Origin of the sequence: Flavobacterium ovatum (assembly GCF_040703125.1) — a bacterium.
In the GTDB taxonomy this organism is placed as follows: Bacteria; Bacteroidota; Bacteroidia; order Flavobacteriales; family Flavobacteriaceae; genus Flavobacterium; species Flavobacterium ovatum.
Genome location: NZ_CP160035.1, coordinates 739,140 through 753,653, shown reverse-complemented (window position 1 = coordinate 753,653; position 14,514 = coordinate 739,140). Strand labels below are relative to the sequence as shown.

At 34.5% G+C, this 14,514-nt stretch carries 16 protein-coding genes; 7 read left to right on the top strand and 9 right to left on the bottom strand.

Going from position 1 to position 14,514, the window contains the following annotated elements:
* The 7 genes from ABZP37_RS03290 to ABZP37_RS03260 all read right to left on the bottom strand — a co-directional run bounded on the left by ABZP37_RS03290 (position 1) and on the right by ABZP37_RS03260 (position 4,537).
* Complete coding sequence (locus ABZP37_RS03290; RefSeq protein ID WP_366185594.1) at positions 1–138, bottom strand: DUF2256 domain-containing protein; 138 nt, start codon at positions 136–138, stop codon at positions 1–3.
* A gap of 4 nt (positions 139–142) precedes the next feature.
* Complete coding sequence (locus ABZP37_RS03285) at positions 143–856, bottom strand: DUF2071 domain-containing protein (protein WP_366185593.1); 714 nt, start codon at positions 854–856, stop codon at positions 143–145.
* A complete protein-coding gene (locus tag ABZP37_RS03280) occupies positions 853–2,346 on the bottom strand; it encodes a deoxyribodipyrimidine photo-lyase (protein WP_366185591.1) in 1,494 nt (497 codons plus the stop codon). Before ABZP37_RS03280 ends, ABZP37_RS03285 begins: the two co-directional genes overlap by 4 nt.
* Complete coding sequence (locus tag ABZP37_RS03275) at positions 2,343–2,993, bottom strand: flavin reductase (protein ID WP_366185590.1); 651 nt, start codon at positions 2,991–2,993, stop codon at positions 2,343–2,345. Before ABZP37_RS03275 ends, ABZP37_RS03280 begins: the two co-directional genes overlap by 4 nt.
* 72 nt (positions 2,994–3,065) lie before the next feature.
* On the bottom strand, positions 3,066–3,467 hold the full coding sequence (locus ABZP37_RS03270) for a DUF2452 domain-containing protein (protein ID WP_366185588.1): 402 nt from the start codon (positions 3,465–3,467) through the stop codon (positions 3,066–3,068).
* Between the two features lie 451 nt (positions 3,468–3,918).
* Complete coding sequence (locus ABZP37_RS03265) at positions 3,919–4,230, bottom strand: hypothetical protein (protein WP_366185586.1); 312 nt, start codon at positions 4,228–4,230, stop codon at positions 3,919–3,921.
* A gap of 94 nt (positions 4,231–4,324) precedes the next feature.
* A complete protein-coding gene (locus ABZP37_RS03260) occupies positions 4,325–4,537 on the bottom strand; it encodes a hypothetical protein (protein ID WP_366185585.1) in 213 nt (70 codons plus the stop codon).
* A 445-nt stretch (positions 4,538–4,982) separates the two neighbouring features.
* On the opposite strand from ABZP37_RS03260, the gene ABZP37_RS03255 reads away from it, so the two are divergent.
* Entirely contained in the window at positions 4,983–7,862 is a 2,880-nt protein-coding gene (locus ABZP37_RS03255) for a T9SS type A sorting domain-containing protein (RefSeq protein WP_366185583.1), read from the top strand.
* An 82-nt stretch (positions 7,863–7,944) separates the two neighbouring features.
* Here ABZP37_RS03255 and ABZP37_RS03250 read toward each other — a convergent pair whose 3' ends face one another.
* A complete protein-coding gene (locus tag ABZP37_RS03250; protein WP_366185581.1) occupies positions 7,945–8,403 on the bottom strand; it encodes a DinB family protein in 459 nt (152 codons plus the stop codon).
* 72 nt (positions 8,404–8,475) lie between these two features.
* Between ABZP37_RS03250 and ABZP37_RS03245 the strand changes: the two genes are divergently transcribed.
* The 5 genes from ABZP37_RS03245 (at position 8,476) to ABZP37_RS03225 (ending at position 12,670) form a co-directional block, all read left to right on the top strand.
* Positions 8,476–8,832, top strand: a complete 357-nt coding sequence (locus ABZP37_RS03245; RefSeq protein WP_366185579.1) for an ArsC/Spx/MgsR family protein — start codon at positions 8,476–8,478, stop codon at positions 8,830–8,832.
* 450 nt (positions 8,833–9,282) lie between these two features.
* A complete protein-coding gene (locus ABZP37_RS03240; protein WP_366185577.1) occupies positions 9,283–10,143 on the top strand; it encodes a YicC/YloC family endoribonuclease in 861 nt (286 codons plus the stop codon).
* Positions 10,144–10,179: 36 nt separating this feature from the next.
* A complete protein-coding gene (gene gmk / locus ABZP37_RS03235) occupies positions 10,180–10,752 on the top strand; it encodes a guanylate kinase (protein WP_366185575.1) in 573 nt (190 codons plus the stop codon).
* Between the two features lie 318 nt (positions 10,753–11,070).
* Entirely contained in the window at positions 11,071–11,682 is a 612-nt protein-coding gene (nadD, locus tag ABZP37_RS03230; protein ID WP_366185573.1) for a nicotinate (nicotinamide) nucleotide adenylyltransferase, read from the top strand.
* Between the two features lie 235 nt (positions 11,683–11,917).
* A complete protein-coding gene (locus tag ABZP37_RS03225) occupies positions 11,918–12,670 on the top strand; it encodes a LuxR C-terminal-related transcriptional regulator (RefSeq protein ID WP_366185572.1) in 753 nt (250 codons plus the stop codon).
* A gap of 89 nt (positions 12,671–12,759) precedes the next feature.
* Here ABZP37_RS03225 and ABZP37_RS03220 read toward each other — a convergent pair whose 3' ends face one another.
* A complete protein-coding gene (locus ABZP37_RS03220) occupies positions 12,760–13,656 on the bottom strand; it encodes a LysR family transcriptional regulator (RefSeq protein ID WP_366185571.1) in 897 nt (298 codons plus the stop codon).
* 86 nt (positions 13,657–13,742) lie between these two features.
* Between ABZP37_RS03220 and ABZP37_RS03215 the strand changes: the two genes are divergently transcribed.
* On the top strand, positions 13,743–14,513 hold the full coding sequence (locus tag ABZP37_RS03215) for a type 1 glutamine amidotransferase domain-containing protein (RefSeq protein WP_366185570.1): 771 nt from the start codon (positions 13,743–13,745) through the stop codon (positions 14,511–14,513).
* Position 14,514: the final 1 nt, after the last annotated feature.

Genomic DNA, 14,514 nt, shown 5'->3' with positions numbered 1-14,514 from the left:
TTATTTGTTGCTTCTGCATTTATCACTGCAATATTTTACTTCGTCCCAAATGGTACTCCACTTTTTGCGCCAAGCAAATGGTCTTTGACAGACTACACAAATTTTGGTGGGGAGGTTTTGCTTTTTTACGCCTTTCATTAGTTTAAATTTTAGTTCTTTTCCAATTGATTTCTACAGTAGAACCTTCAGCTAAAAATACTGACGTAGGTTTTGTTTTATCTAAAACGGCAAAACCCTTACCGTACATTTTTTCAAAATGGCAATCAATTTTATAGTCTAAAATTTCATTAACTAACCAGCTTGGATGCGCAATTTGATATTCTTCGGTACTGGTCTCACTATATTTTGTGTATCCATAATAATGTTCAAAAATGAAGCTTTCAAAACTGTTTTTTGTCATAGCTTTTTTTTCTTTACAAGCAGATAATACGATACTATTCCATTTTTTATCCACCAACCATTCGTATTTTATTTCCTTATTTTTCTTGGAAAAATCCCAGTGGTGTTTTGTTGGAATCGTTGTGTAATGTTCTTTATACAATGCATTTGCTAACCATGCTACGGCTTTATATGGAACGGTTTCATTAATAAATACAACGCCTCTTTTAGTTATATTACCCACTTTTCTGGATACATAAAAGCGTAAATTAATTTCCTCGAAAGTGCCAAACTTGTATATGGGAACATTAAATATTTTAGTATTTTTAAACATAAACCCCACTAAACTTATGTAAGCTTTGCCATCATACAGATCTAGTGTAACACCTTGTGGTATATATTTGGACAAAATATCTGGTGCTATTTCATAATTTGCCATCACAATATTTTCCCAGTTGGCTTTTAAAAAAATACTCATTTGGCTTTCTTTTTTATTGGTTTAGTTTTCGAATTATTTATATGTTTTTTCAATATGCGTTTGCCTTCTTCCTTCACATCGTTATTCTTTCTAAAACTCCACACAATAGCGCTGGCTTTTTTTCTAGTTTCTTCAATGTCTACAATTGGAAAAGGATAGTCTTTCCCTATTTCGCACTGGTAAAATTGTTGTTCTATTGGATTTAACTTCCATGGTTCATGAAGTAATGTGACTGGAATTTCAGCCAATTCGGGCAACCATTTTTTTATAAAAACACCCTCTGAATCGTGATCTTCCGAGTTCTTAATGGGACTGTAAATCCGAATCGTATTAATGCCTGTTGTTCCTGATTGCATTTGCAATTGCGGATAATGAATTCCAGGTTCATAATCTAAAAATTGTCGCGCCAAAAAATGTAATTCGCGCCAATCTTGCCACAAATTGAACGTAAAAAAGGAAACTACCATAGCGCGCATTCTAAAATTAATATAACCGGTTTGCACTAAGCACCGCATGCAAGCATCAACAATTGGCACTCCTGTTTTTCCTTCTTGCCAAGCTTTTATGTAGGTTTCATTTTTTGGCTTCACAAGTGCATCATAAGCTTTGTTTACATTTTCGAATTCCATGCGGCATTCGTCTTCAAACTTTTGAATGAAATGGCAATGCCAATGCAATCTGGAAACAAAATTCAGAATGGCTCTTTTGTTAGTTGAATTTTCATAATGCTGGTTGGTATATTGATACACCATGCGCATGCTAATATTCCCATAGGCTAAATAAGGCGACAAACGGCTACAGCCCTTTCGACTTAAACTGGGTTTGGAAATGTGTTTGCTATAATTGACATAACGCTCTTTTACAAAACTATCCAAGTACCGCCAAGCCCAATATTCGCCCCCTTGTTGAAAATTTTTATTGCGGGTTGTAATTAATGTTGAAAGGGCTTTCCCTTTTAAATGTTTGTAAAAATCAGGCGCTAAAAGTTGTACTTTTAATGTCTGAAAATCCATTGTTTTTGGGATGTCGCGCATGACCTTTTCCCAACGTTTTTCCCAATCGCTTCTGGATTTTAATTTACGAATGACTCCATGCATTTGAGATTGTTTCCAAGATATATTCCTTTCGTCAAAAAAAGATTGCATCGTATTGTCTCTATCGAAAGTGATTTTGTTACCAATTTCTTGATGTGAAAAAACCGTTTTTACCTCATACACTTGGAGTAACTGTTCAAAAACGGACTCTACTTCACTGTGAAAATAATAAATTTCGGCCGCAATTGATTGTAATTTTGATTGCATTTCCTGTAATGATTCATAGATAAAGCGCCAATGACGACTATCAGAATCATCATAATTCATTACCGAAGGTTCAAAAAAGTAGACCAAGAGTGTTGGGATATTTTCTTTTTGTGCCATAAAAATTGGTTCGTGATCTATAAAACGTAAATCACGTTTGAACCAAACAATATTTATAGCTTTTTTATTCAATTTTGAATTATGGAGGTTACTTCTTTATTGGGTTTTGCATAGCTTAATCGATCCAGTTGAGTGGTTTTGTGATAACTATCTAGCCCAGAGGTTGTAATTGTATTTGCTTTTTCTAAGTTGACAAATCCATCTTCAAGCAAACAATCTTCAGGGATATGTATTTGAATAATTTCCCCAATAATAATGGTTGTATTGTTGATCGCTATCTCAATTTTATCTTTATATTCAATTCCTAATTGGACGTTACTTTCGGCTACAAAAGGGGCGAAAAAATTATTTTTATATTCGGGAGTTAAGCCCGTTGCATCAAATTCAGATACGTCTGCATCATACCTTGCGGATGTTTGGTGTGCTTGTTTATAAATGCTTTCGTTAATATGATTGATGGTGTAAAATCCTGTTTCTATGATATTTCGCATCGTATCTCGTTCTGGCGGACTTGGTCGAAAAATCATTCCGATTAGTGGTGGATTCGCGCCAATATGAAAAAAAGAGCTAAAAATGGCTGCATTAGTATTTCCATTTGAATCTGCTGTTCCCACTAAAGCCACACTTTTAAAACCACCTAAACTATTGATTAAATTTACACGTTGTTGCTTTTCTAATACATCAAGTTCATCACTACAAATAATTGTTTTTTTACTCATGTTTTTTAAAAAATTTATTGTTTCAAAGTTTGTGTTCTTGCTATATTTCAATTGAATACATTTCTAAAAAGCTTATTGATGAAGCAGTATCCATTTTTTATCACTATTTAATTTAAAAGTGCCAATGTGTTCTTTATTCCATTCTTGTGGGGCGATCAATGAAAGGAAGTTTCCACCATTTACATCTCTATACATATGATAGATTTCGCCAACAATAGGTTCAAATGAAAACTTAGCATTGTACACTAATTCATTCCATTCGAATTCTTGTATTAGATTTTGATATTGTAATTTTAGTTCCATAAACTTAGTTTCAAACTCCTTGTTTACGGTGCTAATTCCTCTACTTTTCCATGAAACCACATCGTCCACTCTAATTACTGGTGCACCTACATTTGTTCCGTAAGGCAATAGGTTGGCATTAAATCCTTCCTCATTGGAAAAGACAACATTATCAGGTATTTTATTTTTCATGACTATTATTTTAATTTACAATACCAAACGATTTAGAAACCACAAGAGCTTTTATTAATAGTTTGCTTTCTTTTCGAATGATTAAATAAAAATATTTTTGTTTAATCATTGTTAAGCAAAGTTAAACAAAAATAACATATCATCACCAAAACAAGCTTTATTTAAGACATTATTTAGAAGTAATTTTTGGACGCAATTACTTGTACAAAGGATTAAGTAGTTCTATATTCTTTAGAGATGTGTTTGACATTAATATGAATCCGTATGCAATTATTGGTTTGTTGCAATTATTCGATTAATTCTTCACCCAAAGCACTAATCGGAATTTCGGTATCCTCATGCGTAAATCCGTCATTGCGCATGGCCTATTCCTGATTTAATAATTTTGCCGAAGCATCATATAAAATTTGAGCATGCGTATATAAATCATCATAAAAGTGATTAGCAAGAGTTATAGAAAAAGGCTGAGTATCCTAGTTTTTACTTTAGCAACATTTTGCGCTAGGTTTTTCCAGTTGTTGGGATTTCGAGTGTCTGTGCTATAACAAAAAACGTGAGTGCCTTCAGTAGTCAAGATAACATATAAATTTGTGGTCGAAATTAAGTCCGCTCTAGAACCTATAAGACCATAGGTCTTGCTGCTACCGTTTGGCGAACAGCCATTAAGTATTTTTAAGTATTCATATTCTTTATTCAGGTCTTCAAAGTAGTTGTATTTGGAACTTAAAACATAATCCACCCTTTGCTTGCTCAACAAACTCATAAAACTCAAAAATTTCCCGAGAATTTTAGATTTTGATCCTTTTATTTAAAAAAAAATCCTTTTCAATCGGGTATTGCGATAAGCAAATAATGCTTTAGAAACCTTCGGTAATCGTGCTAAAATCACTTTGACTATACCTGCCAACACCAACGGCATTTTCTGGTAATTTATCTACTACGGTAGGGCGGTCTTTGTACCAAATGCAAGAAGGACTCAAAAGGTCTTTGAAATTGTTATTCGGGTAAAACCTATTTCCGTATGGCTTAATTGACGGATGTACGTGAATGATGGGAGTAAAATTCGGCATGGTTCTTTTTATTTAGAATTAGAAAAGTAACATTGCGTGGTATTACATTGACTTGAGGAAGTGTATACTATGTTGTGAAATAGTATTGTTATGCATCGTAAAAAAAAATTAATATAATTTATAATAATATCTAAATCAGTATATTATGTTTTTTAATGCTGGGTGTGTTTATTTTTTGTGGCGGTTTTTTTTGAATAAGAAAGTTCTCTTTATTTGTAATTGACTGTAATTCTTGTTTCAAACTGGCTTTGGTACATTAGCAATTAATAACAGTATTTCATTTTATAGATAATTAGCGAAATATGAGTCTGTTATTTGTGTAAAGACTTGTAAATCGGGTTAATTGTTCATTAATAAATCATTTGTGATAGAATAAAAACTGTTTGAAATTATAAAGGGAAATTGTTTGGTTAATTTTGGTCTTTGCATTTAAAATAAAATATTTATGAAAAGAATTTTACCTTCTATTGTACCTTTTTTACTTACTATAACAACGCATTTATCTTTTGCTCAAGGTTCATTTATCAGTTTTAATCAATTGCAAACTCAAAAGATTCAGTCATCTCCTTTGGTGCAATGGGTGAATATTTCGCCAGGTACTTCTGGCTACTGTGAAGAGTTTTGGTGTCACCCCACAGATGCAAATGTGATGTTTAGCGGTGCAGACATGCATGCTGCATTTGGTACCTGGGACAACGGACAATCATGGTCTACTTTAAAAGATAGTGATGGCAACGGACTCGACATGCGTAGGGTAATTGATATACAGTTCTCTTTGCAGGATGCTGATTATGGTGTTGCCTTTGCAAATGATCAAAGTGGAAGTATTTCCAGCGGAAAAATCTATACCACTACCGATAGAGGACGAAATTGGACAGAATTGGCAACAATGGGAAAATGCCACTCTAAGTTGGCTATACATCCTACCAATGATAACATTTGGTTTTTGGGTGCTGGTGATTTTTGGAATGTAAAAGATGTTCATAGAACTTTGGCCCAACCGCAAGGACAAATGATATCAAGGTCCAACTATGGTTATGTCTGGAAAACAACCAACAAAGGGGTGAGCTGGACAAAAGTGGCTACCGGTTTAGATGCAGATCTAGATGTGGGTAGGATTCTATTTGATAGAAACAATCCAAATATTGTTATCATGGCTACCGCTCAAGGAATGTACAGAAGTACAAATTTGGGTGTGACTTGGAGTTCAAGTGCGACAGGATTACCAAACAATAGACCACGTGATTTAACGTCGTATTACAATGCCACTTCTGGTGAATTTATTTTATATGCTGTAGAACAAACGGTTTATACTCCAAGCGGAAATACAATCAATAGCACTGGCGGAATCTATAAAAGTACCGATAGCGGCCTTTCATGGCAAAGTATCACAGGTAATTTGGGACTCAATATGCAATCGGTTACAGATTATTCGTCAAGAGATAGTTACCATCGTACAGTAGCGAATTGGTTGGGGATATCTAAATCTGTTTCGCAAGCAACTTATACGTCCTATCCTACACAAGCGTTGCAAACCTTTAATAGGATAGTTGTTAATCCAACAAACAAGAATGAAATCTATATTTTGCATAACAAGAGACATGATTTCAGTTTTGGACCTGGTGATGTTTGGAAAACAGTTGATGGCGGAGCAACATGGATCGCTAGTTCAAGATCAGGAATTTATTGGAAAAACAATACAAACAGTGGCTATTGGCAGGCAAGAAACAATCCTACGGGTGCTAATATAGACTATTCTCATATGCAAAAGGATATGGATGCTAGTGACGAAACTGCTGCAGGAGCAAGGATGTTAGCAATCAATAAAAATGGAGAAATTTTTACAGGAATCGACCAACAATTGCTTCGTTCAAATGACAGTGGAACATCTTGGCAACAAGCTGATGATATTGAGGCGGCACCAAATAGCAATAAATGGATAGGACGAGGAAATACCAATCTTCCTGGTCGATTTATGCTAGTGGAAACCGGAGTACCAGGTAGAAAATTATTTTGTAGCGGAGAGCATGGTCTATGGCAAACAAAAGGAACCACAACAAGTACTATTGCCAATGATGTCGTTATCGAACAAATTGAAGGACAAGTACATGATTATAATGGTAATGTCGCCGCTCATACGGCCGCTACCGTAGCTGCTCACCCAACAGATCCAAATACAATTTACATTCTTGTTACTAGGCAAGACCATAGAGGTTGGTTACGAAGAACTACAGATGGCGGGGCTACTTGGCAAAATATTAGCCAGATATTCACTGCTAGTAATAATAGTTATGAGAATTTAGCTTTTCAAAACTCATTGTTGATAGACCCTAACAATCCCAATAATATGTATTTCTGTGCAACCAGAAGAGCAATTTCAGAAGTAGGTACTTCGGTAGACGAAAGCGTGTTGACAAAAGGTGGTTATGGTTTTTATAGATCAACAGATGCGGGTTTTACATGGACATTAAGTAATTCTGGTTTGCCTGCTTCTACAGGAAGTATTCGTAGGATAACAATGGATCCAGCAAATACAAATACAATTTACGCATCGGTAAATCAATTTAGCAATTCAGATCCAGGGGGATTATATAAGTCTATAAATAACGGTCAAAGTTGGACACAAATGACAATTCCGTCCGCTATTAAATCAGTTAATAATTTTTTTATTGATAGAAATACAGGTTTTATGTTTATATCTGCGGGATCAAGATCGGGTGCTTTGAGCGCAGGAGGTGTTTGGAAAAGTGCCGACAACGGAGCAAATTGGACAAGAATATTTGAATCACCCTACATATGGCAGACAGAAGTATCTCCAGTAAATTCGAATATAATTGTGATTTCGGCAGCAGCCCAAGTGCCTAATATGGTCGATAATTTCAAAAACACGGGCGTTTTTCTATCAATAGATGCAGGTGTGAATTGGATTAAGATCAACAAAGGGCTGGCCCATTCAGACCGAGTGGTTGATGTAAAACCAGACCCAGACAATCAAAATATTTTGTGGTCAGCAGGATGGGGAAGTGGTTGGTACAAAGGAACGATTGATGCGGCTTTATTATCAGTTGAAGAAAAAGTTCAGCTAAAAACCCAAACTACAATCTATCCAAATCCTGTCAAAAACAATGGCATAATCAAGTTAACCAATATAGCAGATAACAGCTCATATTCCATTATTGATAGTAACGGAAAGTTAATGTTCAGCGGCACTGTTTCAAGTGATGAGCCAATAAATGTAACCCGTTTAAGTACAGGGATCTACTTTGTTGCGGTCAAAAATCAACAAGGTGTAAAAACAAGTTTAAAATTTATAGTAGGTAAGTAGGTTGAAAGGCAGAATTCAAAAAAATGTTGCTAGAGAAATCCAGCAACATTTTTTATATCCATAAAACAGAATTATAATTCATTTACACCAACTTTCTCAAGCGCATCATAATTCCAATGTGCATTCCTTCGTGAAAAACGTTAAAACTAAGTGCGTCAGCCACATTTTTTATCACAAAACCTGTTGAGGTTGGATATTCCGCATAATTTACAAATAGACCGTTGGCAAAATCCTTTTCATTTTGTACAGCCGTATCGACAAGCAAGGTCTTTATTTCGGCAATCTCTGTTTCGGTTGCGGGAGCCGTAACTTCGGTCCCTTTTTTGTAACGTTCTACCAATTCGTCTGAAACCTGCATTGGCAAGCCCGAAAATTTATAAACCAATAATTGTTGCGTCACGACCATGTGCGCGATATTCCAAATCAAATTATTGCGATAACCCTCTGGAATTGTATTTAATTGCTCCAGCGTATAATGATCTAAAAACTGTACAGCCAGATTTCGTTGTATTTTTAAAACTTCAAATATTGAATCCATCATCTATTTTTTTTGCTAAAAATACGCAAATTCCATCTTAAATAAAGTTACTTTGCAGTTAGAAATTCCAATATCATGAACAAAATATATTATTTAGCCAGTTGTGACACTTGTCGAAAAATCATCAAAGCCTTACCTAAAGACCTTGATTTGGCCTATCACGACATCAAACAAAACCCTCTTACTGAGGAAGAAATTGACCAATTATATCAACTTTCAGGAAGTTATGAAGCACTTTTTAGCAAAAAAGCCGTTTTGTACAAAACCTTAAATCTCAAAGACAAATCCCTAACCGAGGACGATTACAAAAAATACCTCCTAGAGCATTACACCTTTTTGAGTCGCCCCGTTTTTGTGATAAATGATGAAATTTTCATTGGAAACACCCAGCCAAACATCCTCAAATTGCACAAAAAATTAGGATTAGTATAGTCCAAAATTAAAATCATTTGGGCGTGCCAGCAGTAGAAAAAGGGGCTAAATCTAGCATGCGCTCACAAAGCCCCTTTCTCTACTGCTGTCAGGCTATCCATGCTACTTTGGTAGCTTATTCCTATCCTTCACGCAAACCTCTTAGTGAAAAATATTTTTGATTGAAGACCAACGATTATCGATTTCAGATTTTTTGGTTACCTGAAAACGATTATCGTACACAATATCGTTAATCAAAAATCTGAATTTCTAGTTTTTCCCTTCCACGCTTATATGAGCTTACATTTCTTATATGTTTTAAAAATTCAGCGTTAGCCCAATAAACAAAACTTAAATGTTCAAAAATACCCAGCGTATCTCCGTGTTTCCTCTGTGAATCTTTGCGTAACCTTATGTCACAGTACGACCAAAAAACTTTTTCCGTATATTTGGGCTTTCTTATAAAAAAGTATGATACAATCAATGACAGGTTTTGGTAAAGCTACTTTGCAATTACCAACCAAAAAAGTTACCGTAGAAGTAAAATCCCTAAACAGCAAAGGCCTAGATCTCAACGCTAGAATGCCTTCTTTATATCGTGAAATGGAATTAGGTCTCCGCACCCAACTTGCTACAAAACTCGAAAGAGGAAAAGTAGATTTCTCTATTTTTATCGAAAGTACTGCCGAGCAAACATCGACCAAGGTAAATGTGCCAATCGTAAAAGCCTACATCAGTCAGTTGCGCGAAGTATATCCTGCAGCCGATGAAACCGAGTTGATGAAAATGGCGATACGCATGCCAGACACCATGAAAACCGAAAGAGAAGAAATCGACGTAAACGAATGGGCAAAAATCCAAACCGTTATCGAAGAGGCTGTCCAAAATATATTGAATTTCCGTAGGGACGAGGGGCAATCTTTGGAGAAAGAATTTCAATTGCGAATCGGAAACATTCGTCAGTATATGGAAGAAGCTTTGGCATTAGACCCAGAAAGAGTACAAGCCATCAAAGACCGTTTGCAAACTGCGATTGCAGAATTAGCAGTCAATGTTGATGAAAACCGTTTTGAACAAGAACTGATTTATTACCTAGAGAAATTAGACATTACCGAAGAAAAAGTACGTTTGACCAACCACCTGGACTATTTCCTAGAAACGATCAACGGTACAGAAGCCAATGGTAGAAAATTAGGATTCATCACTCAAGAAATGGGAAGAGAAATCAATACGATGGGTTCTAAATCCAATCATGCACAAATGCAAAAATTGGTGGTACAAATGAAGGATGAATTGGAAAAAATTAAAGAGCAGGTTTTAAACGTGCTTTAGATTTAAAACAAGATACTGAAATAAATTCAGCATAAAATGAAAAAAGGAAAATTAATCGTATTCTCGGCACCATCAGGATCTGGGAAAACCACTATAGTAAGGCATTTATTAAAACAAGAAGATTTGAATCTTGAATTTTCTATTTCGGCAGCCACACGTGAAGCACGTGGGGAAGAAGTAAGCGGAAAAGATTATTATTTCATGTCTTTGGACCAATTTAAAACCCACATCAAAGGCGAAGATTTTGTAGAATGGGAAGAAGTCTACCGCGACAATTTTTACGGAACTTTAAAAAGTGAAGTAGAACGTATTTGGGCTTTGGGCAAAAACGTGATTTTTGATATTGATGTAGCCGGAGGATTGCGTATCAAACACAAGTTTCCAGAAGAGACTTTGGCTGTTTTCGTAAAACCACCAAGTGTTGATGAATTAAAAAGAAGATTAAAAGAACGTTCTACCGAAAGCGAAGACAAAATCAATATGCGTATTGCCAAAGCACACGTAGAATTGGCAACTGCACCTCAATTTGATGTAGTGATCAAAAACTATGAATTGGAAGTCGCTTTGGAAGAAGCCTATCAATTGGTAAAGGATTTTGTATCGAAGTAGTAATTTAGATATTAACCCAAAATAACGAATAGTTGAGGTTCGTGAAAAATGACTTTTACTTCAAAGTGAAGAAGCGAAAGTGATAAACAGATTCTCAAAAAACAGTAGCAAATTAATTGTAATTCAGTATTTAATTTTCCTTTTTTAGCAAATTTGCTATTAATGGAAGATGACGGTAAAAAAGGATTGGGAACAAAACACCAAAATTAATATTTTTATTAAATTGCAATATCATTATTAATTTCCATCGAATGCTGACCATAATTAACCAAATTATAGCTCACTAATTACTAATCCTAGTTATTAAAAACTAAAGACATGAAAATAGGACTTTACTTTGGAACATTCAATCCCATGCATGTGGGACATTTGATTATTGCAAACCACATTGCAGAACACACTGACTTGGATCAAGTTTGGATGGTGGTCACACCACACAATCCGTTGAAGAAAAAATCGAGCTTACTAGATGATTACCATCGTTTGCACATGGTGCATTTGGCAACCGAAAATTATTCAAAACTAAAAGCTAGTGACATAGAGTTCAAATTGCCACAACCCAATTACACAACGCACACTTTAGCATATCTAGAGGAAAAATATGCTAATTATGAATTTGCTTTGATTATGGGGGAGGATAATTTAAACTCCTTGCATAAATGGAAAAACTACGAAGTAATTCTGAAAAATTATTCGCTGTATGTCTATCCAAGATTAGAAACCAAAGATGTAGTAGCTGACGGGGTGGTTAATGGAACGGATAAATTCGATTATAAAAACAATCCAAAAATCAAGATGATTGATGCTCCTGTAGTCGAAATCTCTTCCACTTTTATTCGTGAGAATATCAAAACTAACAAAAACATACAACCATTACTGCCTCCTAAAGTTTGGGAATATATTGACCACAATAATTTTTATAAGAAGTAGTATCATTTTTGATTTTTGTATCTTTAATCCTTTTGTTCATTACAATTCATAGTTTTGTTCTCATAAACTAGCTTTTGACGAACATAATATTATTGTTGAATTATTAATTTTACGAAAATCTATTTGTTTTTTAGCAAGATTGTTACTACTTTCAGTTGCTGAAAAAACCTTGTATTAAGGGTTCAAAATAGGTAACCAGAATTTAAGAACTATGGAACTTCTAAAATACGATGATATGAAGAAAACTTGGCAAGAATTGGCTAAGTATTCTGAGGAGGAAATGGATTCTGATTTTAAATTAGAATTATATAAAAAACTTCAGAACATATTTCATGTCGGCGATTTTTACTATTATATCGTGAATTTTGCCACTGTCGAGGTAGAGTGGATTTGTAGTGATGTCACTAGAGTTTTAGGTTTAAAAGATAAGAAAGATTTCAATTTGAAACTTTTTTTTGATAATATTCATCCTGATGATAAACAGAGATTTGTCGCCTATGAACGCAAAGCTATAAAGTTTTTTAATGAACTAGATCCCCCAAAAGTACTAAACTATAAGTTAAGTTATGACTTCAGAATAAGACAAACTGACGGAAATTATATTTGGATCTTGATGCAATGTATTCCCATACAAAGTAATGAAGAAGGTGCTATTATAAGGGTTTTAGATATTCATACCGATGTTACTCATTTAAAAACGGATAATCAACCTTCAGGTTTGTCTTTTCTAGGATTGAATGGCGAACCATCTTTCATTAATGTTACGACTGAAGAATTATTTTTAAGTCCTACGAAAGAATTATTTACACCACGAGAAAAAGAAGTTATAAAACTTACTGTTGAAGGTCACAAAAGTACTAAAGTGGCTGATGTTTTAATGATTTCGGTCCATACTGTCCATACGCATCGAAAAAACATAATGAAGAAATCAAAATGTAGCAATTGGATAGAGTTTTCGTCCAAAGCTATTGTAAATGGATGGGTTTAATGACTTGAAGGCTATTGTAAAAACACAACGGCTATTTGGCTATAAAAGTTTGGGAATATATTGATTTTAATACTTTTTATAAAAAATAACTAAGACAAAACCTTTTGGAGCATGAGAGTAATTTCGTCTAAGATGGTATCAAAATTATTATTTTTTCGACACATGACATAAACGGCTGTTGTGGGCATTTTTTCACTGTCCCATAACAGTTGTATCTTTTTTTGTTCTATAAATGACTTGGCGTTGCAATTCCAAGTAATGCCTATTCCTTGGTTTTTTGAAATTGTTTCCATCATTTCATATTCTGAAGGGATAATATAATTAGGAATCAAACTAGGTCTTTTTTTGTCAAAAACATACAGCCAAAATAATTTGATGTGTGGGATACGAGCATCAAAGGTGTACCATCTTTTCTCGTTTAACCAAGCTTCGGTGGCATTCCAATCTGCTGCTGCAAGATGTAATTCTAATTCGGTTATGTCAATATCATTAGAACCTATTACAACGGGTTTGATTTCGCCTACTTCTTGTTGAATAGTATCATAAGTATCAAGTTTTTTAGTAACGATAGCAAAATCAATTTTTTTAGAATTTACTAATTCAAATAAGGTATCGTCATCTTGAAAGTTAAAATCTATAAAATCAAATTTTGAAATCAAAACACTTCCTAGGTTGCTGAATAAATGTTGTGAAATCCCAACAGATATCAAACGATTGGCATTAAATGCTTTGGCTCTAAAGCCGTTTTCTACATTCTCTAAACGGTCGAGGGCTTCAATGATGAGGTTATTGAGCAAGTTGGCGTACTCAGTTGGTTCAACCCCTTTTGATTTTCGATTAAAAAGTTTGTAGCCTACATGCGCTTCCAACATTCCTATTTGTTGGCTAACGGCTGGCTGGCTGATAAACAGTTCTTTAGCGGCTAAGGAAAAATTCTTGTTCTTATAAACAGACTTAAAAGTGCGGTACCATTCTAAATTAACCATGATATAAATTTACTTATCACAAACATAATTTAAATTATTTTAACTAATAACACTAATAACGTAAATTTGTATCAATAAATAAAAACATGAAGAAAGTAAAATTAGTTACTATAGTATTAATCATGGTCAGTTCTTTAAATATAACTGCTCAAAAAAACGATAAAAACAAGATGAAAAAAGTATTATTTGTATTGACAAGTCATAGTGATTTAGGGAACACAGGAGAAAAAACAGGATTTTGGACAGAAGAATTTGCAGCTCCTTATTATGAATTAGTGGATAAAGGTGTCCAAGTTGACATTGCAACTCCAAAAGGGGGTCAGCCGCCAATTGATCCAAAGAGTGAAGATCCATCATCTGCTACTGAGGACACCAAGCGTTATGACAAAGACGAAAAAGTTTTGGATAAATTGAAAAACACGATGAAATTAGCCGATGTAAAATCAACGGATTATGATGCTGTTTTTTATCCAGGAGGACACGGGCCGCTTTGGGATTTAGCTACTGATGCTAATTCAGCTGCTTTGATTGCAGATTTTTATTCAAATAATAAACCAGTGGCTTTTGTATGTCATTCGCCAGCGGTATTGAAAAACGTAAAAGTAAACGGAGAATTTTTGGTTAAAGGAAAAAAAGTTACTGGTTTTTCAAATACAGAAGAAGAAGCTGTAGGATTGACAGACGTTGTTCCTTTTTTATTGGAAGACGAATTGCAAAAGAACGGAGCAACTTATTCCAAAGGAGAAGATTGGCATCCCTATGCTGTTGAAGATGGTTTATTGATTACAGGTCAAAATCCAGCTTCATCAAAATTAGTAGCGGAAAAATTAGTACAACAATTAAATCACACAAAATAAG

Bases quoted from the DNA above. Each gene is read 5' to 3' on its own strand.
- ABZP37_RS03290 (WP_366185594.1), bottom strand. From the start codon at position 138: ATGAAAGGCGTAAAAAAGCAAAACCTCCCCACCAAAATTTGTGTAGTC.
- ABZP37_RS03285 (WP_366185593.1), bottom strand. From the start codon at position 856: ATGAGTATTTTTTTAAAAGCCAACTGGGAAAATATTGTGATGGCAAAT.
- ABZP37_RS03275 (WP_366185590.1), bottom strand. From the start codon at position 2,993: ATGAGTAAAAAAACAATTATTTGTAGTGATGAACTTGATGTATTAGAA.
- ABZP37_RS03270 (WP_366185588.1), bottom strand. From the start codon at position 3,467: ATGAAAAATAAAATACCTGATAATGTTGTCTTTTCCAATGAGGAAGGA.
- ABZP37_RS03265 (WP_366185586.1), bottom strand. From the start codon at position 4,230: ATGAGTTTGTTGAGCAAGCAAAGGGTGGATTATGTTTTAAGTTCCAAA.
- ABZP37_RS03260 (WP_366185585.1), bottom strand. From the start codon at position 4,537: ATGCCGAATTTTACTCCCATCATTCACGTACATCCGTCAATTAAGCCA.
- ABZP37_RS03255 (WP_366185583.1), top strand. From the start codon at position 4,983: ATGAAAAGAATTTTACCTTCTATTGTACCTTTTTTACTTACTATAACA.
- ABZP37_RS03250 (WP_366185581.1), bottom strand. From the start codon at position 8,403: ATGATGGATTCAATATTTGAAGTTTTAAAAATACAACGAAATCTGGCT.
- ABZP37_RS03245 (WP_366185579.1), top strand. From the start codon at position 8,476: ATGAACAAAATATATTATTTAGCCAGTTGTGACACTTGTCGAAAAATC.
- ABZP37_RS03240 (WP_366185577.1), top strand. From the start codon at position 9,283: ATGATACAATCAATGACAGGTTTTGGTAAAGCTACTTTGCAATTACCA.
- gmk (WP_366185575.1), top strand. From the start codon at position 10,180: ATGAAAAAAGGAAAATTAATCGTATTCTCGGCACCATCAGGATCTGGG.
- nadD (WP_366185573.1), top strand. From the start codon at position 11,071: ATGAAAATAGGACTTTACTTTGGAACATTCAATCCCATGCATGTGGGA.
- ABZP37_RS03225 (WP_366185572.1), top strand. From the start codon at position 11,918: ATGAAGAAAACTTGGCAAGAATTGGCTAAGTATTCTGAGGAGGAAATG.
- ABZP37_RS03220 (WP_366185571.1), bottom strand. From the start codon at position 13,656: ATGGTTAATTTAGAATGGTACCGCACTTTTAAGTCTGTTTATAAGAAC.
- ABZP37_RS03215 (WP_366185570.1), top strand. From the start codon at position 13,743: ATGAAGAAAGTAAAATTAGTTACTATAGTATTAATCATGGTCAGTTCT.